Here is a 25,595-nt window from a genome sequence, read left to right on the forward strand (position 1 = left end):
TGATATAAGAAAGGGGATTCGTAACATGTTAAAGCCTTTGGATGACCATGTTGTAGTAGAACCGATTGTACAAGAGGAGAAAACCAGTTCCGGTTTGTATCTGCCCGATACGGCCCACAAGGATAAACCTCAGACTGGCAAAGTGATTGCCGTTGGTACCGGTCGTCTGCTGGACAATGGTACGAGAGTTGCCTCCGAAGTTAAGGTGGGGGATGTGGTTGTATTCGCCAAATACTCCGGCAGCGATGTAACGCTGGATGAAAAAGATTACATCATCCTGAGAGACAGCGATATCCTGGCTGTTGTAGAGTAAGCAATTCCTCTCTGCAAGCAAGACACAATTACCCGATAGAATTTGGAATTAAGGAGAGATTTCAGAATGGCTAAAATGATTAAATTTGATGAAGATGCTCGCCGCGGCCTGGAACGCGGTGTCAATGCCCTGGCTGATGCTGTTAAAGTAACCTTGGGACCCAAGGGCCGCAACGTTGTTCTTGAAAAGAAATTCGGTTCTCCTACCATCACCAACGATGGCGTAACCATTGCTAAAGATATTGAACTGGAAGATCCGTTTGAAAACATGGGCGCTGCCCTGGTGCGTGAGGTTGCTACCAAAACCAACGATATCGCTGGCGACGGCACTACCACCGCTACGGTTCTGGCCCAATCCATTGTGCACGAAGGCATGAAGAACGTAGTAGCCGGTGCCAACCCCATGGTTCTGAAGAAGGGCATCAAGAAAGCTACCGATGTTCTAGTTGAAGAACTGAAGAAGAGCGCACAAGATGTTAAGACCAAAGAAGAAAAAGCTCAGGTTGCTTCCATCTCCGCTGGGGATGAAGAAATCGGCGGCTTGATTGCCGATGCTATGGAAAAAGTTGGCAACGATGGCGTAATTACCGTTGAAGAATCCAAGACCATGGATACTTCCCTGGAAACTGTAGAAGGTATGCAATTCGACCGCGGCTACATTTCCCCGTACATGGTAACGGATCCGGATAAGATGGAATCCGTAATGTCCAACCCGTACGTATTCATTACGGACCGGAAGATCACCCTGATCAACGACATTATGCCCCTTCTGGAAAAAGTGGTTCAACAAGGCCGTGAACTGCTGATCATTGCTGAAGACGTGGAAGGCGAAGCTCTGGCTACCTTGGTTGTAAACAGACTGCGTGGCACCTTCAAGGCTGTAGCTGTTAAGGCTCCTGGCTTTGGTGATCGCCGCAAGGCTATGCTCCAGGATATTGCTACCCTGACCGGTGCAACCGTAATCAGTGAAGAAGTTGGCCGTAAACTGGACAGCGCTTCCCTGCAAGACCTGGGTACCTGCGGCCAAGTTCGGGTAACCAAGGATATGACCACCATTGTTGATGGCGGCGGCGACAAACAAGCCATTGCTGACCGGGTTGCTTCCATCCGTGCCCAGATTCCGGAAACCACTTCTACTTTCGATAAAGAAAAACTGCAAGAACGTTTGGCTAAATTGTCCGGCGGCGTAGCTGTAATCAAAGTTGGTGCTGCTACCGAAACCGAACTGAAAGACAAGAAACTGAGAATCGAAGATGCCCTGAACGCTACCCGCGCTGCTGTGGCTGAAGGTATTGTTGCCGGCGGTGGTACCGCTCTGCTGCAAGTACAGCCTGCTCTGGAAGAACTGGCTGCTGCAGCTGAAGGCGATGAAAAGACCGGCGTTGAAATCGTAAAACGCGCCATTGAAGCTCCGGTTCGTCAAATCGCTGACAACGCAGGCCTGGAAGGCGCTGTGATTGTTGAAGCTGTGAAGAAAGCTGAAAAGGGCATTGGCTTCAACGCTCTGACTGGCGAATATGTTGACATGATCAAATCCGGTATTGTGGATCCCTGCAAAGTAACCCGCAGCGCTCTGCAAAATGCAGCCTCCATCGCTTCCATGATTCTGACCACGGAAGCTGTTGTAGCTGACAAACCGGCTAAGGAAGCTGCTCCTGCTGCTCCTGGCATGGGCGGCGGAATGCCTGGAATGATGTAAGCATCAGCTAGGTTTCTGAACCTTAAAAAACCGCATGGAGATTTCCTCCGTGCGGTTTTTTCATAACTGGAAAGCAATTTTCGGTCCGGGTTTTGCTTTTTGCTGTCCTTAGGGCAGAAAGCATGGTAAGATAAAGGGAGTGTTCAGGGCAGAAAAAGGAGGCGGTATAATGGACAAAGAAGAATTTATCAAACGGCTGGAACAGGAAGGCCGCTATGATACCCCGCTGATTCTGCAGTATGCCGGCTGGCTGGAGAAGGAAAGCGCCAAGCTGAATATCCCTCCAGAGAAACTTTACGACAAGGAGTGGCTGGCAGGCGGTTCCATTCCCCGGGTCCGGGGCTATTACCAGGACCGGGAAGGGCAGTGGACCGATAAAATGGACTACCCTTGGAATTTTGAAAAGTAGGGCTTTGGGGCCTTGCTTTATACTGCAGCAACCCCTTGACTAAGGGTAAACCCAAAGACAGCCGGCTGCGTTTCAGCCTTTGAAAGGCTGGGCGCGCCGGCTTCGTTTGTCATACAGACCCAGGCTTGGTGCGGGTTTGGCGAAAGATAAGAGTTATCTAATAAATAGGATAACCCAGAATATATTACCGTACTGTAGGGGATTATGTTATAATACCAGAGTATAGATAGGCTATGAAGTACCAATTTAGGAGGTTGAGTAATGAATAATCCGAATCCCGTTAAAATTGTGGAAACGGTCCTGAGAGATGGTCATCAGTCCATCTGCGCTACCAGAATGCGTACCAGCGATATGCTTCCTGTACTGGAAGCCCTGGATGACTGCGGCTTCTACGCTTTGGAAGCTTGGGGCGGCGCAACGTTTGACTCCTGCCTGCGCTTCCTGAACGAAGATCCCTGGGAACGCCTGCGTACCATCCGTAAACACGTTAAGAACACCAAACTGCAAATGCTGCTCCGCGGCCAAAACATCCTGGGCTACAACCATTACGCCGATGATGTGGTTAGCGAATTCGTGAAACGCAGCGTAGATAACGGTATCGACATCATCCGTATTTTTGATGCTTTCAATGATACCCGGAACCTGGAAACGGCTATGAAGGCAACCAAGGCTGCCGGCGCACATGCCCAGGGCACCCTGGTATACACCATCAGCCCGTACCATAAGGACAGCGACTATCTGAAGCTGGCCAAGGAACTGGTGGAAATGGGCGCAGATTCCATCTGCATCAAAGATATGTCCGGTCTGCTGGCTCCCTATGCCTGCTACTCTCTGGTATCTGCCCTGAAGAAAGAAATCAACATCCCCATCAACGTACATTCCCACTGCACCAGCGGCATGGGCGCTATGACCATTCTGAAGGCTGTAGAAGCCGGCGCTGACATTGTGGATACTGCCATGTCTCCCTTTGCTGAAAGCACCAGCCATACCTGCACCGAATCCCTGGTCTACACCCTGCAAGGTACTGAACGGGATACTAAAATTGATGTGAACAAGCTGTATCCGATTGCCGACCATTTCAAGAAGGTTCGTGCAGATCTGGAAAAGACTTTCAATCTGAACACCAACATTGGCATCAATCCTCAGGTTCTGAGCTTCCAGATTCCTGGCGGTATGCTCAGCAACCTGCGTAAGCAGCTGACTGAACAAGGTGTTGCCGATAAGTACGAAGACCTGCTGAAGGAAATGCCGAAAGTTCGTGCTGACCTGGGTTATCCTCCGCTGGTAACTCCTTCCAGCCAGATTGTAGGCTCCATGGCTACCCTGAACGTTATGTTCGGCCGGTACAAGATGATTCCGAAGGAAGTAAAAGATATCGTGCGCGGCAAATACGGCAAGACTCCGGGACCCATCAGCGAAGAACTGAAGAAACTGGTCCTGAAGAAAGGCGAAGAACCCATTACCTACAGACCGGCTGATGACATCGCTCCGCAAATGGAAAAGATGCGTGCCGACCTGGCAGCCAAGGGTTATCCTAATGCTACCGTGGAAGATGTGCTGTCCTATGCACTGTTCCCTGAAGTAGCCCTGGCTTTCTTCAAAAACAACAGATAAAACAAAAATCCGGGTGCCGCTAGGCACCCGGATTTTTACGTTTAAGGGAGGATAGGTTAAGCTCTTTTGTAGAAGGCTTCAGCAGGGACATATTTCCCTTTTAAGCGGCACAGGAGACTTAGACATAAAGTTGCTTTAACCTAAAAAGAAATCCCATCAGAGGTCCATTTGGACGTTCTGATGGGATTTCTTTTATTGCTTGGGCGGGCGCACCGGAGGAGGTGCAGCGCTGCTCTTGGAACCGCTGGAAGAAGAAGGCGGTTTGGGAACATTGCCGCCTCCTGGCAGGGCATCCTCGTCATTGTTGGAAGAGGTGTCATCACTGCTGGTGTTGGCGTTCTTCTTGTCCGTTGTCTTCTTATCCTTGTCGTCGGTCTTTTTCTTGTCGTCCTTCTTGGTATCCTGGGCAGGAGGTTCAGCCTTGGCTGCAGGCATCTTGAAGCCGGCAGGGGCTTCGAAATCTTCCCGGGGCAGTTCTGCTACCGCACGGCTCATAAAGGTGCGCCACAGCACGGCAGGTTCGCCGCCGCCGGTCATTTCACCCAGGGAGTCGTTGTTGTCATCACCAATCCAGACTGCGCAGGCCAGGTTGGGAGTAAAGCCCACAAACCAGGCATCCCGGTATTCACTGGTGGTACCGGTCTTGCCGGCCGCAGGACGGTTAATGGCAGCTGCCCGGCCTGTGCCGCGGGTCATTACATCCCGCATCATTGAAATCAGCATATAGGCGCTGGAAGGCTTGCAGACAGTTACGGGGTCGTCCTTATGTTCGTACAGAACCTTGCCGTTCCGGTCCAGAATCTTCACGATGGGAGTGGGTTTGTTGTATTTGCCCATGTTGGCAATGGCGCCGTAGGCACCGGCCATTTCCAGCGGCGTTACGCCGTGGGTCAGGCCGCCCAAAGCCATGGCAGAGTTGTTGTCGGATTGGGGTCCGTCTTCTACCAGGGTGGTGATGCCCATTTTCTTGGCCAGGGCCAGGACATTGCTGTTGCCGTACTTCTCACTGATCTTGACCGCAGGCACGTTGTAGGAATAGGTCAGGGCCGTACGCAGGGTCATCCGGCCGTGGAAGCGGCGGTCAAAGTTCTGGGGATTCCAATTGCCGGGAATGGGGGAGTCATCCACAATGTCATTGGGGGTGGCGCCGTGTTCCAGGGCATTCAGATACACAAAGGCTTTGAAAGCAGAACCGGGCTGGCGTTCAGCCATGACTGCACGGTTGAACTGGTCGGAACCCCGGCCGCCGATCATGGCCCGGATGTAGCCGGTCTGAGGATCGATAGCCACAATGGCCGACTGGGGCTGCTTCAATTTGTTGTCATCGGTGTAGTAGGTGGGGGTCAGGGCAGCGGCTTCTTCGGCTGCTTTCTGCATTTCAGGATCCAGGGAGGTATAGACCTTCAGGCCTTGTTTATACACGGCATCGGGACCATATTTGTCCACCAGAATCTGGATGCAGTAATCAATGAAGTACTTCTTGGAACCCGGGCTGTCGTTAAGACTCTTGTAGGTCAGGGGTTCTGCGTAGGCGGCGTCTGCCTGTTCCTGGGTAATGAACCCATACTTGACCATCTGGTCCAGCACGGTCTGCTGCCGTTCTTTGGCGGCTTTGGGGTTGGCCAGGGGGGAGAAGTAGTTGGGGCTCTTGGGAATCCCGGCAATCATGGCACATTGGGCCAAATCCAGGTCCTGGACGTGCTTGCCGAAGTAGGTGTTGGCAGCGGTTTCTACACCATAGGCACCTTGGCCGAAGTAAATCTGGTTCATGTACATTTCCAGGATTTCCTTCTTGGTGTACTTCTGCTCAATCTGCAGGGCAATAAAAGCCTCATGGATTTTCCGGGTCAGGGTTCTTTCCTGGGTCAGGAAGTAGTTTTTGGCCAGCTGCTGGGTAATGGTACTGCCGCCCTGGACTTCGCCGTAGCGGATGTAGGTGTAGATGGCACGGCCAATTCCCCGGAAGTCGATACCGCTGTGTTCGTAGAAGCGGATATCTTCTGCGGCCAGAAAGGCGTTTTGCAGGTTTTGGGGCACCTTTTCGATGGTTACGGGAATCCGGTCTTCTTCCGAATCTACGGTGGTGATCAAATCACCATTGGCATAGAAAAATTGGGAGGAGGCCATGGGAACCATGTCCTTGGAAAGTATTTTGGCTGTCGTAAATTTTGCCAGGGCAAAAAAGGCGGCAACCGATAAAAAGCCCACCAGAATCAAAGCGAGAACAGCAGAAAAAATCGTGCTGCCTAATTTCTTTCTTCTGCGCGGATTTTTCGAACCGAAAAGGTCTTTCCAGTTCTTGTTGGAATTTCTTGTCATCGCGTCAGCTCCTAAATAAAGTGAATAAAGTTCAGAACTCAGTTTATCGGTATTATATCACATTCTTATCATTGCATAAAGAAAAAGGGAATTTGTTCAGGAAAGTTTGCAGACAGGAAACTGGCGGATTTCCTTTCCCGGCAATTTGTAAAAAAATGTGTGAAGCGGGACCTGAAAAGAACCGCTGGTTGGAGAGCCTATCGGCAGACTTCCTAATATAATGAAACAAAATAACGTTCTTCTGGCGGCGTAAGATTGACAAAAAGAGCGTAAAAACCTATAATTTACAAGATACGTTAAGTAAGCAAGCAGTGCCTTAAGGCCTATAAAGGAGTCGTGAACAATGGCTGAACAAACGATACTGACCGAAGAAGGTCTGAAAAAATTAGAAGATGAACTGGATTATCTTCGTTCCGAGAAAAGACAGCAGGTTGCTGAACGCTTGAAGATTGCCATTTCCTATGGTGATATCAGCGAAAACTCCGAGTACGATGATGCCAAGAATGAACAGGCTTTCGTAGAAGGCCGTATTCTGACCTTGGAAAAGATGGTACGCAATGCCAAGGTTATCAAAGATTCCGAAATCAACAAAAGCGTGGTTTCCCTGGGTTCCAAAGTCAAGATTGAAGATATGGAAACCGGCGAACAGGAAGAATATACCGTTGTAGGTACTACCGAAGCCGATCCCATGGCTGAACCGCCCCGGATTTCCAACGAATCCCCTGTGGGCAAAGCCATTTTGGGACAAAAAGTGGATTCCGTTGTAAAGGTACCCACTCCCGCCGGCGAACTGAGCTATAAGATTGTAGCCATCAGCAAACCCACCACCAAAAAGAAGAAAGCCAAGGAGTGATTTCATGTCCGAAGAAAAGATTAGCCCCACGGACGCAAAGGAAGGCTTGGGCGAAGAAGAACTGAACGAACAAATGGCTGTTCGTCTGGAAAAAGCCCGGAAGCTGGAAGAAAAGGGCATTCTGCCGTTTGGCCATGCCTATGAAGTAACCCATCATACCAAAGAAGTACATGATCAGGTAGAAGCTATGGAAGCTGCCGGTACGGTAGTGAAGGTGGCTGGCCGTTTGATGGCCATCCGCGGCCATGGCAAAACCTGCTTTATGGATTTGCAGGATAAAACCGGTAAGATTCAGCTGTATGTCCGCAAGGACGAAATGGGCGAAGACGCCTACAGCGTAGTAAAACTGCTGGATATTGGCGATATTGTAGGCGTGGAAGGCGTTGTTTTCAAAACCCATATGGGTGAACCTTCCATTCGCGTACAGAAACTGGAATTCCTCAGCAAGGCCCTGAAACCCCTGCCGGAAAAATGGCACGGCCTGAAGGACAAGGAAATCCGTTACCGCCAGCGTTATGTGGATCTGATTGTAAATCCGGAAGTCCGGGAGGTCTTCATCAAACGGACCCAGATTATCAAGAGTATCCGCCATATTTTGGATGACGAAGGCTATCTGGAAGTAGAAACCCCGGTTCTGAACACCATTTCCGGCGGTGCTACGGCCCGTCCTTTTGTCACCCACCACAATGCCTTGGACATTGACCTGTACCTGCGCATTGCTACCGAACTAAACCTGAAGCGCCTGATTGTAGGCGGCATGGAACGGGTATATGAATTGGGCCGCGTCTTCCGCAACGAAGGCATGGACATCAAACACAACCCGGAATTCACCACCCTGGAATTGTATCAGGCTTACGGTGATTTCAATACCATGATGGACATTACCGAAAAGCTCGTTTCGGAAACTGCACAGCGGGTACTGGGTACCATGAAGATTTCCTACGAAGGTACGGAAATCGACCTGACCCCTCCCTGGCCGCGGATGACCATGATTGAAGCGGTGAAGAAGTACAGCGGCAAGGACTTTACCAGTGTCAAGGACGTGGAAGAAGCCCGGAAAATGGCCAAGGAAGCCAATGTGGCTTTCGAACCTGCCTGGGGCGTAGGTAAAATCCTGAACGCTTTCTTTGATGCATACGTAGAAAAAGAATTGGTGCAGCCGGTATTTATTACGGGCCATCCCAAGGAAATTTCTCCTTTGGCCAAAAGCAGCCAAGCCGATCCGGAAATTACCGATCGTTTTGAAGGCTTCATTTATGGACGGGAGCTGTGCAATGGCTTTACCGAACTGAATGACCCCATTGACCAAAGAGAACGGTTTGAAAAACAAGTGGAAGAACGGGCTGCCGGGGACGACGAAGCTGGCATGATGGACGAAGACTTCATCAATGCCCTGATGCATGGCCTGCCTCCTACAGGCGGTCTGGGTATCGGCATCGACCGTCTGGTAATGTTCCTGACCGGAGCCGTTTCCATCCGTGACGTGCTGCTGTTCCCCACTATGAGACCTCTGGAGGCCCAAAAAGCCGACAACAAGGCTGCGGAAGTACCCGCTGCTGCTGGGGAAAAAGTAGTGGAAGTCCAAAGCGCCGCTGTACCTGTGGAAATTGACTTCTCCAAGGTAACCATTGAGCCGCTGTTTGAGGACCAGGTGGAATTTGATAATTTCGCTGCCTGCGATTTCCGGGCTGTGAAGGTCAAAGACTGCTTTGCAGTGCCCAAGAGCAAAAAGCTGCTCCAGTTTACCCTGGATGACGGAACGGGTACGGACCGGACCATCCTGAGCGGTATTCACGCTTTCTATGAACCGGAAGATTTGATTGGCAAGACCTGTATTGCCATCATCAATCTGCCTCCGCGGAAGATGATGGGTGTGGAATCCTGCGGTATGCTGCTGTCGGCAGAATACCATGAAGGAGAAGATCGGAAACTGCAGCTATTGCAGGTAGATCCTCATATTCCTGCTGGTGCCAAGCTTTGCTAAAATAATGAAAGGGTGTGCAGCTGCGGCTGTACATCCTTTTTTTTGAAAAAATTGGGAGGAGGCGGGAAAATGACCGCATGGATTACCACCTATACAGGCCGTCATGTGGACCCGGTGCAGCCGGATCCGGAGCAGCTGGTGCCGGAAGATATCGCCCACGCCCTGTCCCTGATCTGCCGGGGCAACGGCCATGTGAAAACGTTTTATTCCGTAGGGCAGCACTGTATTGCCTGTGCCCGGGAAGCCCTGGCCCGGGGCTATAGCCGCCGGGTGGCTTTGGGAGCACTGCTCCACGACGCCAGTGAATGTTACCTGTCCGACGTACCCAGTCCCTTTAAGCGGACGCTGAAGGGCTACCGGGAGCAGGAGGATGCCCTGTTGAACCTGATTTTCACCAAGTTCTTGGGCAGCCCGCTAACAGAGGAAGAAAGCCGGCAGGTATTTGATATTGACCGGGGACTGCTAGGCAGCGACCTGCGGCAGCTCTTAAACGAGGAGGAGGTCTCTTCGGCCAGCCCCCTCCTTTTGCCGGTGGACTATACCGTTCTGCCCTTTGCCCAGGTGGAGCAGACCTATTTGGAATTGTTTCATAAACTGCAAAATCCTTTTGCCTAAGTAAAACTCCCTGTCTGTGAAGGCAGGGAGTTTTTTGAAATTTTGCCGTATGTTTAGTAGAATTTGCCGTCTTTCAGGAGTTGCAAAAAGTTCCTATAAAAAATGGGAAATTATATAATGAAATAACGTGAAAATATTGAATAATCTTTCTTAGCGTAGTAGGATAGTTCCTGTATGAGGGGCACGGAGCCAGGGGAGAGAGGCTTCCCTGACGGCAGTGGTACAGCTTTTCCAGGGTATAATTGATCCTGTGGGTAATAGGCTGAAGCTGGCGTGCAATCGGATTATTCGCTAAAGGAGGATTTTCAAATGTATTTAAATTTGCTGAAAGACCAGGAAAAAAAGATGTTTTTGGATTTGTGCAAGACCATTGGCAATTCCGATGGGGATTATTCGGACAGTGAGAAAACGATCATTAAGGCCTATTGTCAGGAAATGAACATTCCTTATGATGATGAGCCTTGTCAGCAGGATGGGGAAGCCCTGATGAAAGAACTGGCGGCCCAGTGCAGCCCCCGGGAAAAGAAAATCATCGTGCTGGAGCTGATTGGTCTTGCTTTGGCCGATGAACATTTTACTGATGATGAACGGAAATTGATTGCAACGGCTACCCAGATTTTTGGGGTGGGCGAGGAATTTGCCAAGGGCTGTGAAAAGGCCACCCAGGAATACATTGAAGCCCAGAAGCTGTTTGGGCAGCTGGTGTTTGGCGCATAAGAAAATATTGCTGTAAAAAAATCCCTGTCCTTTTGGGCAGGGATTTTTGTCACTTTTAAGAGGCCGGTCAGGCAGACGCCGGATGGCGGAAGGACTTTAACAGGGCCCACAGGGGAACCAGAATCAGGTAGCAGGCAAACAGAATGGATTCCCGGGGGGAACCGGTGGTATCCAGTACCGTGGCGCAGGCAATGGACCAGGGAATCAGGGGAGAAATCACTACGGCAGTGTCTTCCAGGCTGATAGCAAACTGATTTTTGTTGTCTGTTAAAGAGCCGCACAGTTGGGAAGTCAGAATAATGCTCAGGGTCTGATTGCAGGAAATCAGTGCCGTAAAAATAGCTGAAAGGAGGGTGGGGACAAAATAGCCGGTTTTTTGGCTAAGCCGTTCCAGGACGGCATGGACTCCATCCAGCAGGCCGGTACCTTGGAAAATCCCGGCAAAGGAGGAGGACAGGCATACGATGGCACCTACCCGCAGCATGGATACGATACCGCCGCCGTTGACCATGGGTGCCAAAACGGGGTCCTGTACGTGGAACCCAAAGAGCATAATGGACAGTAGCTCTCCGGGGGCACTTCCCTGGACTGCTACGCAGAGGATAAAGGCCAGGATAATGCTGACGCCCATATTTTTCTTTACGTTGACGTGAAAGAAGGAAAGAACCAGGATGGACAGGGCAGGCAGTACCAATATGGGTGAGAACTGGTAAAGAGATTCCAGGGCGTTATTCTGGGCCAAAAGGGTCTGGTCCACCGGCAGGGAAAGGCCTACCCCCAGGTAAATCAGGGAAGCGGCCAAAAAGGGCGGCAGGGTATCCAGAGCCATATTCCGAATGTTGGTGTACAGGTCCGTTTCCGTCAGGACGCTGACCAAAAGGGCGCTGGTGGAAACAGGGCTCATCCGGTCTCCAAAATATACCCCGGACAAAATGGCACCGCCGGTGTAGAGGGCGGGAACCCCCAGGGTATTGCCGATGGACATGGTGATGACGCCCATGGTGGCCGCTGTGCCAAAGGAGGTTCCCAGGAGAAAGGAAATGGCACAGTTTAACAGAAAGGCCAGCAGCAGAAAAATGGAAGGCCGGATGAACTGGGTGGCCAGGCTGATGATGTAGGCAATGGTACCAGAAGCCCGCCACAGACCGGTGAGCATACCGATGAGCAAAAAGACCAGGAAGATGGTCTTCACGTTATTGATGCCGGCCAGGGCCATTTTCAGCACAGCCCCCAGACTGTACTTTTTGTAGAGACCATAGGCAACGAACAGCAGGAAACCAGCAAATAGTGCCAGCAGCAGGGGTACATCCATAAAAATGCAGCCAAAAAGAATCAGGCAGAACAGGGCAATAACCAGATTTTCCAAGTAGATCAGCTCCTTGCGGGAATGGATGATAAAGAAAGAGGGAGCCGCAGCCCCCTCTTATGAATGATGGTTACTCCAGGGATTCAAAATAGGAGAAACGCCAGCCTTTTTCAGTTTTTACGTAGGGGAAGGTCACCTTTTGTACCCGGACTACGTTGGTTTTGCCATGTTCCGGATCCTGCATAATGGGGGTAGAAGCCTGGAGCTCAATCCGGTCAGCACCCTTGCGGACGATGTTGAAGGTGGTGGTTCCCTTGTGGGGATCCAGGGGTTTGCCGTTGGGAGCAACATACAGCTTTCCGTCGAATTCCCGGTAGAAACGGCTGCCACTGATGATGAAGCTGCTCAGGGCATCGGTAAAGTTTTCGTGGACCTTGGCCTTTAACTGGGCCATGGTTCTGATGTTGGTGTCGGAAACGGAATAGTAGATCATGTAGCCGCTGTCCTTTTTGTCATTGCCATCGGTGGGCAGGGGCTGGTGTTCAAACCATTCAAAGACGGTAACGGCATTTTGGAACGCCGTAATCACTTCCTGGTCCGTGGGGGCGCTGGGAGAAGCAAAAGCGGCACCGGCTGCGGAAAGAACCAGGCAGACGGCTAAAAAGAAAGAACGGAATATTTTCATGGTGCACACTCCTTAAATAAATTCTTCTCTATTTTACCATATCTGGGACCGCCTGACCATGGTTCAGGAAGAGTCGTGCTATAATAGGAAAAGATTGAGACAAAAGGAGAATATTATGAAACAGTATCAGGCAGTAATCTTTGACTTGGATGGTACCCTGCTGAATACTTTAACGGATCTGTGGCAGGCGGTTCACTATATTACAGAAAAGTACGGCTATCCAGAGCGTTCCCACAGGGAGGTGCGGGCCGCTTTGGGAAATGGGCTGGAGCAGCTTCTGCGGCTGTCCCTGCCGGAGCTTACGGAACCCCGCTTCCAGGCACTGCTTGGGGAATTCAGGGAGTATTACGTGGCCCATTGCAATGAGGCTACCGCCCCTTATCCAGGAATCTTAGAACTCCTTGGAGAGTTGAAGCAGCGGGGACTTGCCCTGGCCATTGTATCCAATAAGGCACAGCCGGCGGTAACTGCCCTTTGTCAGCAGTATTTTTCTGCGTATATCCAGACCGCCATTGGGGAAAGCCGCCAGGTAAAACGGAAGCCGGCTCCCGATACGGTGCTATTGGCCCTGCGCCAACTGGGAGTGCAGCGGCAGCAGGCCGTCTATGTGGGGGACTCGGAAGTAGATTCCCAAACGGCCCGAAATGCAGGGCTGGATTGTTTTTTGGTCAGCTGGGGCTTTCGGGACCGGCAGGAATTGGAAAAGCTGCCCCGTACCCGTTTGGTGGACCGGCCGGAAGAAATCGCAAAACTGGTATAAAAATAAGGCATCCCTGGAGAGGATGCCTTATTTTTTGCAGGGCGAAGAAACAATTGTCAGACTGGAAAATCAGTCTTCTGGGTTGGGTGGGGTGTTTAGCACTGCCCCTTGGTCAGCCCCTGTTACCAGTGCGGCATAGCGGCGCAGGGCAGGGGTGGCTTTTTTCCGGATAGGAACCAGGTGCTTCAGCCGCCGTTCAATTTCTTCCTGGGGCACGCACAGGGTCAGTTTCCGGTTAGGGATATCGATGATGATTTCATCCCCTTCTTCCACGGCGGCAATGGGGCCGCCGGCAGCGGCTTCCGGGGAAATATAGCCGATACACGGCCCCCGAGTGGAGCCGGAGAAACGGCCATCGGTAATCAGGGCGCAGCTTTCGTCCATGCCCCGGCCAACCAACAGGGAGGTGGTCATGTGCATTTCCCGCATACCGGGGCCGCCCTTAGGACCTTCATAGGTAATTACAATTACGTCTCCTGTATGGATCTGGTCACCGGAAACGGCGGCACTGGCGTCTTCCATGGAATGGAAAATTCGGGCTTTGCCTTTGAAATAGTGCATGGAGGGCTTAACCCCGGAGACTTTTACCACAGCACCTTTGGGAGCCAGGTTGCCATACAAGATGGCCAGGCCGCCTTCCTGGCTCTTGGGGTGGGATAGGGGATAGATCAGGTCATTTTCCACTAAGGGAACATCCTTCAGATTTTCTCCCAGGGTCTTGCCGTTCACGGTCATTTGGGTGGTGTCCAACTTGCTTTCAATGGCCTTGAGCACTGCGGGCACGCCGCCGGCTTCTTCCAGATCCAGCAGGGGATATTTTCCGGAGGGCTTGATATTGCACAGGTAAGGTACCTGGCGGCTCAGGACGTCAAAATCCTTTAGGCTCAGGTCAATGCCGCCTTCGTGGGCAATGGCCGGAATGTGCAGGGTGCTGTTGGTGGAAGCTCCCATGGCTATACTGGCAGCAATACCGTTTAAGAGAGCACCCCGGGTCATGATTTTTCGGGGAGTCAGGTTTTCTTTTACCATTTCCACAATCCGCCGGCCGGATTCTTTGGCCAGACGGCGCTTTTTGGAAGAAACCGCATGGGAGAGCCCAACCCCTGGCAGAGTCATGCCCACCACCTCTGCCAGGCAGCACATGGTATTGGCGGTGCCCAGCATGGAGCAGGTGCCAACCCCAGGCAGAGCGCATTTTTCCACTTCCAGCAGTTCCTCCACACTCATTTTGCCGGTTTGGGTTTTGCCAATCAGTTCTCGCATATCGGTGAGGGTCAAGGTTTTGCCCTTGTATTTGCCAGGGAGCATGGGCCCGGCAGAAACCACCAGGGCGGGGATATTTAACCGCATGGCAGCCATCAGCATACCGGGGACAATCTTGTCGCAGCCGGGCATCAGGACCATGCCGTCAAACTGGTGGGCTTCCACCATATATTCGATGGAATCACAAATCAATTCCCGGCTGGGCAGGGGATAGCTCATCCCTTTATGACCTTGGCAGATACCGTCGCAGATGGCGATGGTGGAAAATTCTCGGGCAATGCCGCCGGCTTCGGCAATGCCCAGTTTTACATGGTCAGCCAATTCCTTCAGGTGAAAATGGCCGGGGACCATTTCTGTAAAGGAGTTGACCACAGCAATCATGGGCTTTTTGAAGTCTTCTTCGTCCAGGCCTGTGGCATACAGCAGGGCCCTGTGGGCGGAGCGCTCGATGCCATTGGTCAGCTGACCGCTGCGGTACGGTTTGTACTGCATCTTGCTTTCGTCAACCATCTTTTTTGCCTCCTTTTGGCAGGTTCTCTTGGTTGTTTCTACCATACCATGGTACAATTACACTGGCAAGATTGAAAAAGATGGAGTGAATACACTCAAAAATGTATTTGTAAAGGAGAACCTATGGAAACGGCCCAAGCCTATTTTTTGGTAGTAGTGCAGGAAAAAAGCCTGAAAAAAGCGGCCCAGCGGCTTTTTCTCTCTCCGCAGAATTTGGGAAACCACATGAAGCGGCTGGAGGACCGCTATGGTCCGCTATTTGTTCGGCGACCCAGGTTTACCCTGACTGCGGTGGGACAGGCCTTGGCGGAAAGTCTTTGGGAAATCAGAAATATTGAACAGGAATTTGCCCAAAGGGCGGCCCAACTGTCCCAGACCCCGCAAGGAGAGCTGCGTATGGGGCTGAACAGCAGCCGGGCCCAGGTGCTGCTGCCCCGGCTGGTACCCACTTTTCGCCAGCAATTTCCGGAGGTAACTTTGGATTTTGTTTACGGGGATACCCAGGTTCTGGAGCAGCAGCTTTTGGAAGGGGAGCTGGATCTGGTATTGGGGGTGGATGCCCAGGAGCAGGCCCAGCTGGAACAGCTGCCGCTTTTGGCGGAGCCTATTTTGTTTGCCTTGGCGGCAGAACTGGCGGAGAAAATCGGGGCCAAGGAAAAGCGGGAATTGACACCTGACCAGGCAGCTTCTTTTCCCCTTTTGCGGAATCCGGAGTCCAGCCATCTGCAGCAGAAGCTAACACGGTTTTGGGCCCGGCAGACAGTGCAGCCCCGCTATGACCTTACAGCCGCCGATTTTCTTCTCCAGCTGGAACTGGCTGCTCAGGGCCTGGGTGGGTGTTTTTTTCCAGCCATGCTGCTGTCCCGGCTGGAGGTTTTGAACCAGCAGCTGCCCCCAGCAAAGCAGCTTTTGGTCTATCAGGTGCAGGACCTTACTGAGAAATCCCAACTTTCGTTGGTATTGCGCAAAAAGCAGTTCCGCCCCGAATTTTTAAAGGCCTGGATCCGGCTTTGGCAGCAGGCTGCCGGCAAAGGGGCATAAAAAAAGAGCCCGGAGGCTCCTAAAGGCATAAAAAATGGTCTCGCAAGTTTGTAGCTCGGAGGTATTCCAAAGGAACACTCCATACAAAAGGAGGCCATTGATTATTATATAACACAACTTTGTGATTTTGTAAAATTTACAGGATGTATCTTTTTAACAGCAAGAAAAAGTGTATTAAATAATACAAAACTTGTTGGAATTTTGTTAAATGAAGGAGAACAACATGGCTAAGACCCGTTTGGAAAAACAGCTGGATTTTATTTTGGAAGTGGACCAGGAAAAGAATATTTTACGGCAGACCCACCTGTCCCGCCACGGCCGGCGGGAAAATGATGCCGAGCATGCCTGGCATATGGCCCTTATGTGCTGCCTATTGAAGGAATATGCCAATGAGCCTTTTGATCTGGCAAGAACGCTTTTAATGATTTTGATTCACGATGTGGTGGAAATTGATGCCGGGGATACTTATGCCTACGATGAAGCCGGTAAGGCTACCCAGGCAGAGCGGGAGAAGCGGGCGTCCCAGAGGATTTTTGGCCTTTTGCCGGAAGACCAGAAAGCGCTGCTTCTGGGGCTCTTTGCGGAGTTTGAGGCGGGGGATACCCCGGAAGCCAAATTTGCCCACGTGATGGATAATTTCCAACCCCTGCTGTTAAATGATGCCAATGGGGGCGGAGACTGGAAAAGCCACGGGGTGCATCGGCAGCAGGTGGAGCAGCGCAACACACGGACCGGGGAAGGCTCCCAAGCCATCTGGTCCTATATGCAGCAGCTGATTCAGAGAAATGTGGACAAGGGAAGTTTGGGGCAGTAACTGGTTTTTATAGAAAGCCGGGCAGATACGTTACAGAGATTGATTTTAATTATGGAAGCAATGATAATTTTGTATGCTTTGCCTTTCCGGAATTGTGATAGGATATTACCAACACGAAAACCCGAGACAATACTGTAAGGCAAAGGAGAGTACTATGGCAGAAAAAATTAGCATGAAAACCCCATTGGTAGAAATGGATGGGGACGAAATGACCCGGATTCTGTGGAAGTTGATTAAGGACATTTTAATCCTTCCCTATGTGGACCTGAAATCGGAGTATTACGATTTGGGAATGTCCTACCGGGACGAAACCGATGACCAGGTGACCATTGATTCCGCTCTGGCTACGAAAAAGTACGGCGTGGCGGTAAAATGCGCTACCATTACTCCCAATGCCCAGCGGGTGGAAGAATACCACCTGAAGAAAATGTGGAAGAGTCCCAACGGCACAATCAGGGCTCTCCTGGACGGTACGGTATTCCGGAAACCCATTATGGTCAAGGGCATCCATCCGCTGATTCCTACCTGGAAAAAGCCCATTACCATTGCCCGTCATGCCTACGGGGATATCTACAAGAATACGGAACTTCGGGTACCCGGTGCTGGCACGGCCCAGCTGGTCTTTACGGGTGCGGACGGAAAAAAGACCGTGCAGACCATCCAGGAATTTGACGGTCCCGGCATTGTGCAGGGGGTGTACAATACCGATGCCTCCATCGAAAACTTTGCCCGGACCTGCTTCCAATATGCTCTGGAGCAAAAGGAAGATCTGTGGTTTGCCACCAAGGATACGGTGTCCAAAATCTACGATCATCGGTTCAAGGACATTTTCCAGGACCTGTACGACCAGGAATATAAGCCGCAATTTGAAGCCGCCGGTATCACCTATTTCTATACCCTGATTGATGATGTGGTAGCCCGGATTATTCGGTCCCAGGGGGGTATGATTTGGGCCTGCAAGAACTACGATGGGGACGTTATGAGCGATATGATGGCTACTGCCTTTGGCAGTCTGGCCATGATGACCTCCGTGCTGGTTTCCCCCAACGGCTGCTACGAATACGAAGCGGCTCACGGCACGGTGCAGCGCCACTATTACCGGTACCTGAAAGGGGAAAAGACTTCCACCAACCCGGTGGCTACCATTTTTGCCTGGACCGGTGCCCTGCGCAAGAGAGGCCAACTGGATGAACTGCCGGAACTGGTAACCTTTGCCGGCCAGCTGGAAGAAAGTGTGCTTGCAACCCTGGAAGACGGGGTTATGACCGGGGATCTGCTGGCGGTATCCGACCTGCCCAACAAGCAGAAGGTCAACAGTGAGGAATTCCTCCTGGCTATTCAGCAGCGGCTGAACGCCCGGAGAAGCTGAAAACGCCTGGTAAGCAAAAAAGCTGTACAGAAACGGATTTTGTCTCTGTACAGCTTTTTCTGTAGGTTTTAGTAAGCGCTTTTGCCGAAAATGGGATGGACCGTGGGCTTTAAGGTCAGCCGCTTGGCCAGTTCTACGGCTTCTTCCAGGTGCAGGTCCGTTTTTTGGCCCCGTTCCTCAAAGATGCACATGGGATTGTCGCTGCCGATTTCGCTGCCCGGCATATACATATACTGCTCATTATCCGGGTCCCCTAAAATCAGGCCGGCCTGCAGTTCTTCTGCTACAATAACTGACATAATACCCTCCTTGTTTATTGCTTCTATCATAACAGAAGGAGGGAAGCTCTGACAAGGGAGTTTCCACAAAAGAGGAAAATTGCTATAATAGAAGGTATCCATTAAAGCAGAACGGAAGAAAAGGAGAATTATATGGAAAAAGAAATTGCCAGCATTGATGTAGGACGGGCAGCTCTCAGAATGGCCCTGACCGCAACCAGAGAAGAAGAAGACCTTTTGAAGAAAAGTCTCCGGGACCAAGGGTACCGGGCTGCGGCTGTGGATTTTGGCGGAGAGTTTTTGCCCAGCGTGAAGAAAATCGTAGAACGGGCCGTGGTAGCTGCCGAACGGCAGAACATTGTGACGGATACCCATGTAGGGGCTGGTACGGTGGCAGGGGCTGCCCATGAAGCCCTGGCCCAGATTATGCACAAAGCCATCGGCTTTAATGTAGGGGGAAAGATTGGCGTGGCCCGCCATGGAGAGCATTTGTGCGTGGCTGTTTATATGAGCGTGGGGGTCCTGAACCTGAATGAATTGTGTGTAGGCATGGCCCACCGGTCCCTGGCAGGAATTGATTAAAAAAGTTTCAAAATCCTATTGACAAAATTCGCATCTCCATGATAGAATAACAAAGTCGTCAGACAAGGTAACATGGTGGATATGGTGAAGCGGTTAACACACTGGATTGTGGCTCCAGCACGCGTGGGTTCGATCCCCACTATCCACCCCACTTTTTGGGGCGTAGCCAAGTCGGTAAGGCACGGGACTTTGACTCCCGCATGCGTTGGTTCGAGTCCAGCCGCCCCAGCCATGATGATTCACTAGCTCAGTTGGTAGAGCACCTGACTTTTAATCAGGGTGTCCCGGGTTCGAATCCCGGGTGGATCACCATTTTTTTTTTACATAAAACGCGGATGTGGCGGAATTGGCAGACGCGCCAGACTTAGGATCTGGTGTCCATGACGTGCAGGTTCAAGTCCTGTCATCCGCACCATACGGTAATTTCACCCGCTTTTCGGTTTCGGCCGGGAAGCGGGTATTTTGTTGTGCCCAAACAGGGGCAGGGTGCCAATGCAAGAAATTTTTACAAGGTATGGGGCTTTATGCTATACTAAATGAGAATATTCCCCTCTGGGAAAGAAAAGAGGTTTTCCCCCATGAAAAACAGCTATTTGATTGTGGTAGATATGCAGAACGATTTTGTCAATGGCAGCCTGGGAACAGAAGAAGCACAGCAGATTACTTTTAATGTGCTGAAAAAAGTGGCCAATTATCCCGGTCACGTGATTTTTACCCAGGACACCCACGGGGAAACCTATCTGGATACCCAGGAAGGAAAGAATCTCCCTGTAAAACACTGCATCAAGGGAACCCACGGCTGGCACTTGATTCCAGGCCTGGAAAAGCTGGCCAAGGAACACCACTGGCCTGTTTACCAGAAACCGACCTTTGGCTCTTTCACTTTGGCGGAAGATCTGAAGAAATTAAACAGCACCCGGCCTATTGAGGAAATTGAATTGATTGGTCTGTGTACGGATATTTGTGTGGTTTCCAACGCCCTGCTGCTGAAAGCGGCCATGCCGGAAGTGCCTATTTATGTGGACAGCAGCTGCTGTGCCGGAGTAACACCGGAATCCCATAACGCTGCCCTGGCCACCCTGAAAAGCTGTCAGGTTCATGTACGCTGAGTAAGCTAAGCAAAGAAAAATCCTCCAAACCTTGTGTGGCTTGGAGGATTTTTTATTCGTCGTCTTCTTCTTTTGCTTTGGGACGGACTTCTACGATGATTTCCTGGACCCGGTGGTTGTTGGCCCGGGTGACGGTAACATGCAGGTTCTTGCAGTCGAAGGAGTCTCCTTTTTGGGGGATGGTCTCCAGGGTATCCACCACCCAACCGCTGATGGAATTGTTTTCCAGACCATAGTCGGTAATGTCCAGATCCAAATATTTGAACAGGTCAAACAAATTGGCGTTTTGGGAATTGGAGGAGCAGGAAATCATATAGCGGTTCTTGCCAATCCGGTGGAAGGACGAAATCACCTTGTCATGCTCGTCCCAGATTTCGCCAACCAGTTCTTCCACAATGTCTTCGGTGGTGACCAACCCCTTGACGGTGCCGTAGCTGTCCATGACCATGGCCATTTCGATTTTGGCTTCCTGGAGGGTTTTCATTACCCGGGAAATTTTGGTGGATTGATGGACGAAGGCTGCTTTTTTCAGCCGTTCTTCCAGTCTAAAATGGGGGTTTTTGATATAGCCGGAAAAAAAGTCTTTAGCGTGAAGAATGCCAATGATTTCGCTATAGTCGTCCTTAAATACAGGAATCCGGGAGAAGCCGTAGTCGGAAAAAATCTTCAGGGCCTTTTGGTTTCCCTCGGAAATGTCCATGGCCATCATATCCACCCGGGGGGTCATGATTTCCCGGACCCGAATATCACTGAATTCAATGGCGGATTTGATCAGTTGGCTATCCTGCTTGTTGATGGCGCCGCCGCTGGCTACTTCATCTACCATCAGAAGCAATTCTCCTTCGGTAGCACCGTGGGCCGCTTTTTTGGACAGCAGATGACTGAAAGCAGTTTTCAGCAGTTGAAACAAATAGTTTAGAGGAGTAAAAAGAAATACCAGAATGCGCAGCAGCCCTGCGGTACTCATGGCAAATTTTTCCGGATAGTCCTTGGCGGCGCTTTTGGGGAGAATTTCTCCAAATATCAGGATGACAATGGTAGTGACTACGGTGGCCAGGGCCAGGCCGGAAGGGCCAAAGTACGCGGTGGAGCAGGCCGCAGCCAGGGAGGCTGTGGCAATATTTACGATATTATTGCCGATTAATATGGTGGACAAGGCATTATCAAATTTGTCCAGCAGCTTCAGCACGGTTTTGGCCCGACGGTTGCCATCTTTGGCCAAATTTTTCAGCCGCAGCTTATTGCAGCTGGTAAGTGCTGTTTCTGTGGCGGAAAAATACGCAGAAAGGGATATAAAAACAATCAGGATACCCGTCAGAAGGGTAGTGGGGATGTTGAATTCTTCCATAGTATGGGATCACGCTTCCTTATTAGTATACTGTCCATTATAGGTGAATTTTCCGGGGCGGTCAACGGAGACAGAAACAAATGGCTGTAAAAAATCTATCACTCTGGGGTGTTTTCGTAAAATAAATTGGGATTTTGTAAAAGCCTGCCCGGGAAATTGGCAGAGTATGCTATAATAGGAATGCTATGATTAAAATTGCAAAAATCATCAGATCCAGACGGCGCACCCTGGCGGTAGAAATCAACCGGGAAGGCCAAGTAATTGTGCGCGCGCCCTATGGGCTGAGCAAAGAACGAATTGAATATTTTTTGGCGTCCCGTCAGGACTGGATTGCGTCCCATGTGGCAAAGGCGGCGGACGAGAAACGGGCCATACAGCCCTTGGAGCTCCGGGAAGGAGCTGCTTTGCTGTTATGGGGAAAGCGGCGAACCCTGCACCTGGTGCCGGGAGAGAATATTTTTCTGACCCAGGAGCAGCTGATTTTGGGAGAGCAGGTGACCCTGCCTAAGCTGATCCAATATTTCCAGGAGGAGCTAGGGACCTATCTTAGGGAACGGGTACCGTACTTTGCCGGGCTCCTGGGACTTCCTGCTCCCCAAATCAAGCTGTCCCAGGCCCGGACCCGCTGGGGCTACTGCAACTACCGGAACCAGCTGGGTTTTTGCTGGCGGCTGGTATTCTGCCCGCCTGGCGTAATTGATTATGTGATTGTCCATGAGCTGTGCCATATCCGCAACAAGTCCCACAATCGGCTGTTTTGGCAGGCGGTGGAAGAAATTTTGCCGGACCGGAAGCAGCGGGAACAATGGTTAAAGACTAATAGAAGGGTTATGATTGTCTTATGAGTATCAACAAACGGATTATTCTTTGCTTGATAGGCTTGGTGCTGGTGGGGGTAATATCCTTTTCCCTGCTGCACAACAGCCCCAAATATCAGCAGCAGCAAAAACAGGCCCAAAACGCCCAGCTGGTCCATTCCAAGGATACCAAGCTGCCCTATGCCTATTTGAATAATGTGATTGCCCAGTCGGGGGCGGCCTGTTCCGTGTATTACCGTTCTTTGGATACCGGGGAAGTGTTCTACAACTACTCCGGCAAGATGCCGGCCGGGGATCTGATCCGTCCCTATGTGGCTGCTGCGGTTTTGGCCCAGGTGGAAAATAAGGACCTGGCATTGGATGAGGTGTACACCCTGCGGCAGCGGGATATTAGAACGGACAGCCCGGCTTTGGGACAGGTCCCCGCAGGCAGCCAAGTAACGGTTCAAAATCTTTTGGAAGATATGCTGCTGCAAAATGACCGGACGGCTTTGTACAAGCTGATCTGGATTGCTGGCCGGGAAGACATCAACGCCTGGCTGACGGAAAAAGGATACGTGGATACGGTGGTGGGAAGCCATGACCTGCCCGTCAAAGAAAACGAGGAAGATAAGCTGGGGGCCCAGGAAAAACGGGAACTGAGCTATACTTCTGTTAACGATACGGTGACCCTGTTGACTCAGCTTTACGAAGGCAAATGCCTGGGGCCCAAGGAAAATGGGTACCTGCTGGGCCTTTTGGGCCGTGCTCCCCGGCCGGATATGCTGGGTGCCCTGCTGTCCCAAAGTGTAAATATTGCAGGCCTTCAGGCCGACCACGGCCAAGTTCTTGATGCGGCTGGCATTGTGTATGCCCGGGAGCGGTACGTGCTGGTAGTCCTGATGGACAAGGCCGTGCGTCCTGGAGAAACCCGGAAAACCATCAATCAGATTTCTTCTATCATATTTAATACGGTAAACGACAAAGAGGTGTTCAAGAAATGAAAAAGAATGTTGATGTAGCGATTATTGGCGGCGGCCCTGCTGCCATTTATGCGGCTTACGAGTTTGTCCTGAAATACCCCCAGGTAAAGGTGCTGATTTTGGAAGAAGGCCATGCCATTGACTTCCGCAGCTGCCCTATTATTGCCGGCAAGGTGGAAAAATGTATCCGCTGCGTACCCTGCAGCATTATGCGGGGCTTTGGCGGCGCCGGTGCGTTCTCCGACGGCAAGTACAATTTCACCACGGAATTTGGCGGCTGGCTCAGTGAGTACATTCCCAAAAAGACGGTTATGGAACTCATTGATTACGTGGATGAAATCAACTGCAAACACGGTGCCCCGGGTACGGTGTATTCCACCAAGAACTGCAAAATCGGCCGGCTGGCTCTGGGCCACGATCTACATCTGTTAAACGCTAAGGTGCGCCATTTGGGCACGGACAACAACCGGAACCTGATGGCCAGCATCTACCACTACCTGCTGGAGCATGGCATTGAAATCCAATGTGATACCCAGGTGGAAACCATCAGCCAGTCCAAAGAAGGCTATGAACTGACCATCAAGGGTTCTGAGCAGGTTATCGGCTGCACCTATCTGATTGGGGCCCCGGGCCGGGCAGGGGCTGAGTGGTTCTCCACCCAGTGCCAGAATCTGGGCCTGCCCATGGCCAACAACCAGGTGGACGTAGGTGTCCGAGTAGAAGTCCCTTACTCCGTATTCCAGGACATTACGGAAGAAGTCTACGAGGCCAAACTGGTGTACCGGACCAAACGGTACGGGGATCGGGTACGGACCTTCTGTATGAACCCCAATGGCTACGTGGTAGCAGAAAATACCGACGGCATTGTTACGGTAAACGGCCACAGCTTCAGCGACCCGGCCAAAAACAGCGGCAACACCAACTTTGCCCTTTTGGTCAGCAATAAATTTACGGAACCCTTTAAGGAACCCCATAAATACGGCAAGCACATTGCTTCCCTGTCCAATATGCTGGGAGGCGGCGTTCTGGTGCAGCGCTTCGGGGACCTGATCAAAGGCCGCCGGACCAACGCCCACCGGCTGAGCCAGAGCTTCCTGCATCCTACCTTGAATGCAGTGCCTGGGGACCTGAGCCTGGTACTGCCCAAACGCCATTTGGACAACATCATTGAAATGATTTATGCCCTGGATAAGGTGGCGCCTGGCACCGCCAACGACGATACCCTGCTGTACGGGGTGGAAGTGAAGTTCTACAGTTCCCGGCTGGACCTCAGCGATAAGCTGGAAACAAAAATGCCCAACTTCTTCGCCATTGGCGATGGAGCGGGCATTACCAGAGGACTTTCCCAGGCCTCTGCTTCCGGGGTGTATGTAGCTCGCATCATTGGCGAGCGGATGAAAGCTCAATTGGCTAACAGATAATTATTCAGGCTTTGGCATAGTTCCATGCCCAGGGTATGGACGGACAGGGGATACCAGGAAGGATCGGCAACGGCTTTTTGGGAAAGCACCTGTCCATTGCCGTCACATAAAACTTGATACAGATCGGCGCAGGTTTTCAGCCGGACATCGTAGCGGGAATACAGCAAGATGTCCTTTACGGCAGAGGCACCTGCGCCTTTTCGCGTCCATTTGTTCCAGACGGTGATGATGCCGGTCTTCTCATCGTATTTCAGACTCTGGGTATCGAAGGAAACGGTGTAGCTGCTGTTTTCTCCCGCAGTCTGCCAGGCAGCCAGCTTGGCGGAAGGCAGGGTGGGGGTATAGACCGTAGTGGTTTCCTTGCCGTTTTCGGTGGTGGTTTCCGTAGTGGTGGCCGTTAGGCCATTGTCCAGTTGGGACGTGGAAGTGGTGCTGGCAGCAGCTGCGGCATCATCAGCTGTTTTTTTGGAGCTGTTTTTTGCGGTGGTTTGGGCAGTGGTTTGACTGGAGCTTTTGGCAGCGGCTGCTTTTTGCCGGGCAGCCCGGACAGCCGCTACCCGCTGCCGGAAGGAAAGGGGCGCTGCAGAAGCTGCATTTTCTGTTACAGCCGTGGTACTTACGGCGTCTGTTTCCGTTTTTTCCTGGGCAAAAAGCAGGGATGGGCAAAGTAAAAGAGAACCTATTACTATAGGGAATAGTGCATTTTTTTTCATGGAATACATCCTTTCTGAATAGCCTTTGCCTTATTGTATCACAAGGCGGCTGTTTCGTCAGGGAAAACTGGAACGGGATTTGCCCAAAGAAAAT

25 protein-coding genes and 4 tRNA genes are annotated in these 25,595 nt (G+C 51.3%); 22 read left to right on the plus strand and 7 right to left on the minus strand.

The window, feature by feature from the left end:
• Positions 1–25: 25 nt before the first annotated feature.
• From groES to C7E10_RS10065, 4 genes are all read left to right on the plus strand, one after another.
• Positions 26–313: a co-chaperone GroES gene (gene groES, locus C7E10_RS10050; RefSeq protein WP_105327146.1), complete on the plus strand. Its 288-nt coding sequence runs from the start codon at positions 26–28 to the stop codon at positions 311–313.
• 66 nt (positions 314–379) lie between these two features.
• Entirely contained in the window at positions 380–2,011 is a 1,632-nt protein-coding gene (gene groL / locus C7E10_RS10055; RefSeq protein WP_105327147.1) for a chaperonin GroEL, read from the plus strand.
• Between the two features lie 169 nt (positions 2,012–2,180).
• Entirely contained in the window at positions 2,181–2,420 is a 240-nt protein-coding gene (locus C7E10_RS10060) for a hypothetical protein (protein WP_105327148.1), read from the plus strand.
• A 261-nt stretch (positions 2,421–2,681) separates the two neighbouring features.
• Positions 2,682–4,034, plus strand: coding sequence for a pyruvate carboxylase subunit B (locus C7E10_RS10065; RefSeq protein ID WP_105327149.1), 1,353 nt, complete (start codon positions 2,682–2,684; stop codon positions 4,032–4,034).
• Positions 4,035–4,226: 192 nt separating this feature from the next.
• On the opposite strand, the gene C7E10_RS10070 is transcribed toward C7E10_RS10065, so the two are convergent.
• Positions 4,227–6,161, minus strand: a complete 1,935-nt coding sequence (locus C7E10_RS10070; protein WP_234997693.1) for a transglycosylase domain-containing protein — start codon at positions 6,159–6,161, stop codon at positions 4,227–4,229.
• Between the two features lie 7 nt (positions 6,162–6,168).
• Between C7E10_RS10070 and C7E10_RS12350 the strand changes: the two genes are divergently transcribed.
• The 5 genes from C7E10_RS12350 (at position 6,169) to C7E10_RS10090 (ending at position 10,522) form a co-directional block, all read left to right on the plus strand.
• Positions 6,169–6,372 (plus strand): hypothetical protein, encoded by a 204-nt coding sequence (locus C7E10_RS12350; protein ID WP_233547549.1) that lies wholly within the window; start codon positions 6,169–6,171, stop codon positions 6,370–6,372.
• A gap of 324 nt (positions 6,373–6,696) precedes the next feature.
• A complete protein-coding gene (gene greA / locus C7E10_RS10075; protein WP_105327151.1) occupies positions 6,697–7,206 on the plus strand; it encodes a transcription elongation factor GreA in 510 nt (169 codons plus the stop codon).
• A gap of 4 nt (positions 7,207–7,210) precedes the next feature.
• Positions 7,211–9,190, plus strand: coding sequence for a lysine--tRNA ligase (lysS, locus tag C7E10_RS10080; protein ID WP_105327152.1), 1,980 nt, complete (start codon positions 7,211–7,213; stop codon positions 9,188–9,190).
• Between the two features lie 69 nt (positions 9,191–9,259).
• Positions 9,260–9,805: a hypothetical protein gene (locus C7E10_RS10085; protein WP_105327153.1), complete on the plus strand. Its 546-nt coding sequence runs from the start codon at positions 9,260–9,262 to the stop codon at positions 9,803–9,805.
• Between the two features lie 309 nt (positions 9,806–10,114).
• On the plus strand, positions 10,115–10,522 hold the full coding sequence (locus tag C7E10_RS10090; protein ID WP_105327154.1) for a TerB family tellurite resistance protein: 408 nt from the start codon (positions 10,115–10,117) through the stop codon (positions 10,520–10,522).
• Between the two features lie 67 nt (positions 10,523–10,589).
• Here the strand turns inward: C7E10_RS10090 and C7E10_RS10095 are convergent, their stop codons facing one another.
• Both C7E10_RS10095 and C7E10_RS10100 read right to left on the minus strand, forming a co-directional pair.
• The gene (locus C7E10_RS10095) at positions 10,590–11,888 is read right to left on the minus strand and encodes a Na+/H+ antiporter NhaC family protein (protein ID WP_160101867.1); all 1,299 of its coding nucleotides are present in this window, start codon (positions 11,886–11,888) and stop codon (positions 10,590–10,592) included.
• Positions 11,889–11,958: 70 nt separating this feature from the next.
• Positions 11,959–12,513 carry a hypothetical protein gene (locus C7E10_RS10100; RefSeq protein ID WP_105327156.1) on the minus strand — a complete coding sequence of 185 codons (555 nt, stop codon included), beginning with the start codon at positions 12,511–12,513 and terminating at the stop codon, positions 11,959–11,961.
• Between the two features lie 115 nt (positions 12,514–12,628).
• Here C7E10_RS10100 and C7E10_RS10105 point away from each other — a divergent pair, with 115 nt between their 5' ends.
• Entirely contained in the window at positions 12,629–13,273 is a 645-nt protein-coding gene (locus tag C7E10_RS10105; RefSeq protein WP_105327157.1) for an HAD family hydrolase, read from the plus strand.
• A gap of 69 nt (positions 13,274–13,342) precedes the next feature.
• On the opposite strand, the gene ilvD is transcribed toward C7E10_RS10105, so the two are convergent.
• Positions 13,343–15,046: a dihydroxy-acid dehydratase gene (gene ilvD, locus C7E10_RS10110; RefSeq protein WP_200820217.1), complete on the minus strand. Its 1,704-nt coding sequence runs from the start codon at positions 15,044–15,046 to the stop codon at positions 13,343–13,345.
• A 123-nt stretch (positions 15,047–15,169) separates the two neighbouring features.
• Here ilvD and C7E10_RS10115 point away from each other — a divergent pair, with 123 nt between their 5' ends.
• From C7E10_RS10115 to C7E10_RS10125, 3 genes are all read left to right on the plus strand, one after another.
• Positions 15,170–16,087 (plus strand): LysR family transcriptional regulator, encoded by a 918-nt coding sequence (locus C7E10_RS10115; protein WP_105327158.1) that lies wholly within the window; start codon positions 15,170–15,172, stop codon positions 16,085–16,087.
• 223 nt (positions 16,088–16,310) lie between these two features.
• The gene (locus C7E10_RS10120) at positions 16,311–16,901 is read left to right on the plus strand and encodes an HD domain-containing protein (protein ID WP_105327159.1); all 591 of its coding nucleotides are present in this window, start codon (positions 16,311–16,313) and stop codon (positions 16,899–16,901) included.
• A gap of 154 nt (positions 16,902–17,055) precedes the next feature.
• Positions 17,056–18,270: an NADP-dependent isocitrate dehydrogenase gene (locus tag C7E10_RS10125; RefSeq protein ID WP_105327160.1), complete on the plus strand. Its 1,215-nt coding sequence runs from the start codon at positions 17,056–17,058 to the stop codon at positions 18,268–18,270.
• Between the two features lie 68 nt (positions 18,271–18,338).
• On the opposite strand, the gene C7E10_RS10130 is transcribed toward C7E10_RS10125, so the two are convergent.
• Positions 18,339–18,569, minus strand: a complete 231-nt coding sequence (locus C7E10_RS10130) for a hypothetical protein (RefSeq protein ID WP_105327161.1) — start codon at positions 18,567–18,569, stop codon at positions 18,339–18,341.
• A gap of 132 nt (positions 18,570–18,701) precedes the next feature.
• Here C7E10_RS10130 and C7E10_RS10135 point away from each other — a divergent pair, with 132 nt between their 5' ends.
• From C7E10_RS10135 to C7E10_RS10160, 6 genes are all read left to right on the plus strand, one after another.
• Positions 18,702–19,130, plus strand: a complete 429-nt coding sequence (locus C7E10_RS10135) for a HutP family protein (protein WP_105327162.1) — start codon at positions 18,702–18,704, stop codon at positions 19,128–19,130.
• 75 nt (positions 19,131–19,205) lie between these two features.
• Positions 19,206–19,281, plus strand: a tRNA-His gene (locus tag C7E10_RS10140).
• A gap of 5 nt (positions 19,282–19,286) precedes the next feature.
• Positions 19,287–19,362 (plus strand) — tRNA-Gln (locus tag C7E10_RS10145).
• 4 nt (positions 19,363–19,366) lie between these two features.
• Positions 19,367–19,442, plus strand: a tRNA-Lys gene (locus C7E10_RS10150).
• 19 nt (positions 19,443–19,461) lie between these two features.
• Positions 19,462–19,545: transfer RNA gene (locus C7E10_RS10155), tRNA-Leu, on the plus strand.
• A 163-nt stretch (positions 19,546–19,708) separates the two neighbouring features.
• Positions 19,709–20,239, plus strand: coding sequence for a cysteine hydrolase family protein (locus tag C7E10_RS10160; protein ID WP_105327163.1), 531 nt, complete (start codon positions 19,709–19,711; stop codon positions 20,237–20,239).
• Between the two features lie 52 nt (positions 20,240–20,291).
• Here C7E10_RS10160 and C7E10_RS10165 read toward each other — a convergent pair whose 3' ends face one another.
• Positions 20,292–21,587, minus strand: a complete 1,296-nt coding sequence (locus tag C7E10_RS10165; RefSeq protein ID WP_105327164.1) for an HlyC/CorC family transporter — start codon at positions 21,585–21,587, stop codon at positions 20,292–20,294.
• Positions 21,588–21,772: 185 nt separating this feature from the next.
• Here C7E10_RS10165 and C7E10_RS10170 point away from each other — a divergent pair, with 185 nt between their 5' ends.
• The 3 genes from C7E10_RS10170 to C7E10_RS10180 are packed head-to-tail and all read left to right on the plus strand — an operon-like array spanning position 21,773 to position 24,788.
• Entirely contained in the window at positions 21,773–22,432 is a 660-nt protein-coding gene (locus C7E10_RS10170) for a M48 family metallopeptidase (RefSeq protein WP_105327165.1), read from the plus strand.
• On the plus strand, positions 22,429–23,388 hold the full coding sequence (locus C7E10_RS10175) for a serine hydrolase (RefSeq protein WP_105327166.1): 960 nt from the start codon (positions 22,429–22,431) through the stop codon (positions 23,386–23,388). The genes C7E10_RS10170 and C7E10_RS10175 overlap by 4 nt, the downstream gene beginning before the upstream one ends.
• Positions 23,385–24,788 carry an NAD(P)/FAD-dependent oxidoreductase gene (locus C7E10_RS10180; RefSeq protein WP_105327167.1) on the plus strand — a complete coding sequence of 468 codons (1,404 nt, stop codon included), beginning with the start codon at positions 23,385–23,387 and terminating at the stop codon, positions 24,786–24,788. Before C7E10_RS10175 ends, C7E10_RS10180 begins: the two co-directional genes overlap by 4 nt.
• On the opposite strand, the gene C7E10_RS10185 is transcribed toward C7E10_RS10180, so the two are convergent.
• Positions 24,770–25,501: a hypothetical protein gene (locus C7E10_RS10185; protein ID WP_105327168.1), complete on the minus strand. Its 732-nt coding sequence runs from the start codon at positions 25,499–25,501 to the stop codon at positions 24,770–24,772. The genes C7E10_RS10180 and C7E10_RS10185 overlap by 19 nt on opposite strands.
• Between the last annotated feature and the right edge of the window lie 94 nt (positions 25,502–25,595).

Source organism: Acidaminococcus hominis (assembly GCF_900291475.1).
Lineage (GTDB): Bacteria > Bacillota > Negativicutes > Acidaminococcales > Acidaminococcaceae > Acidaminococcus > Acidaminococcus hominis.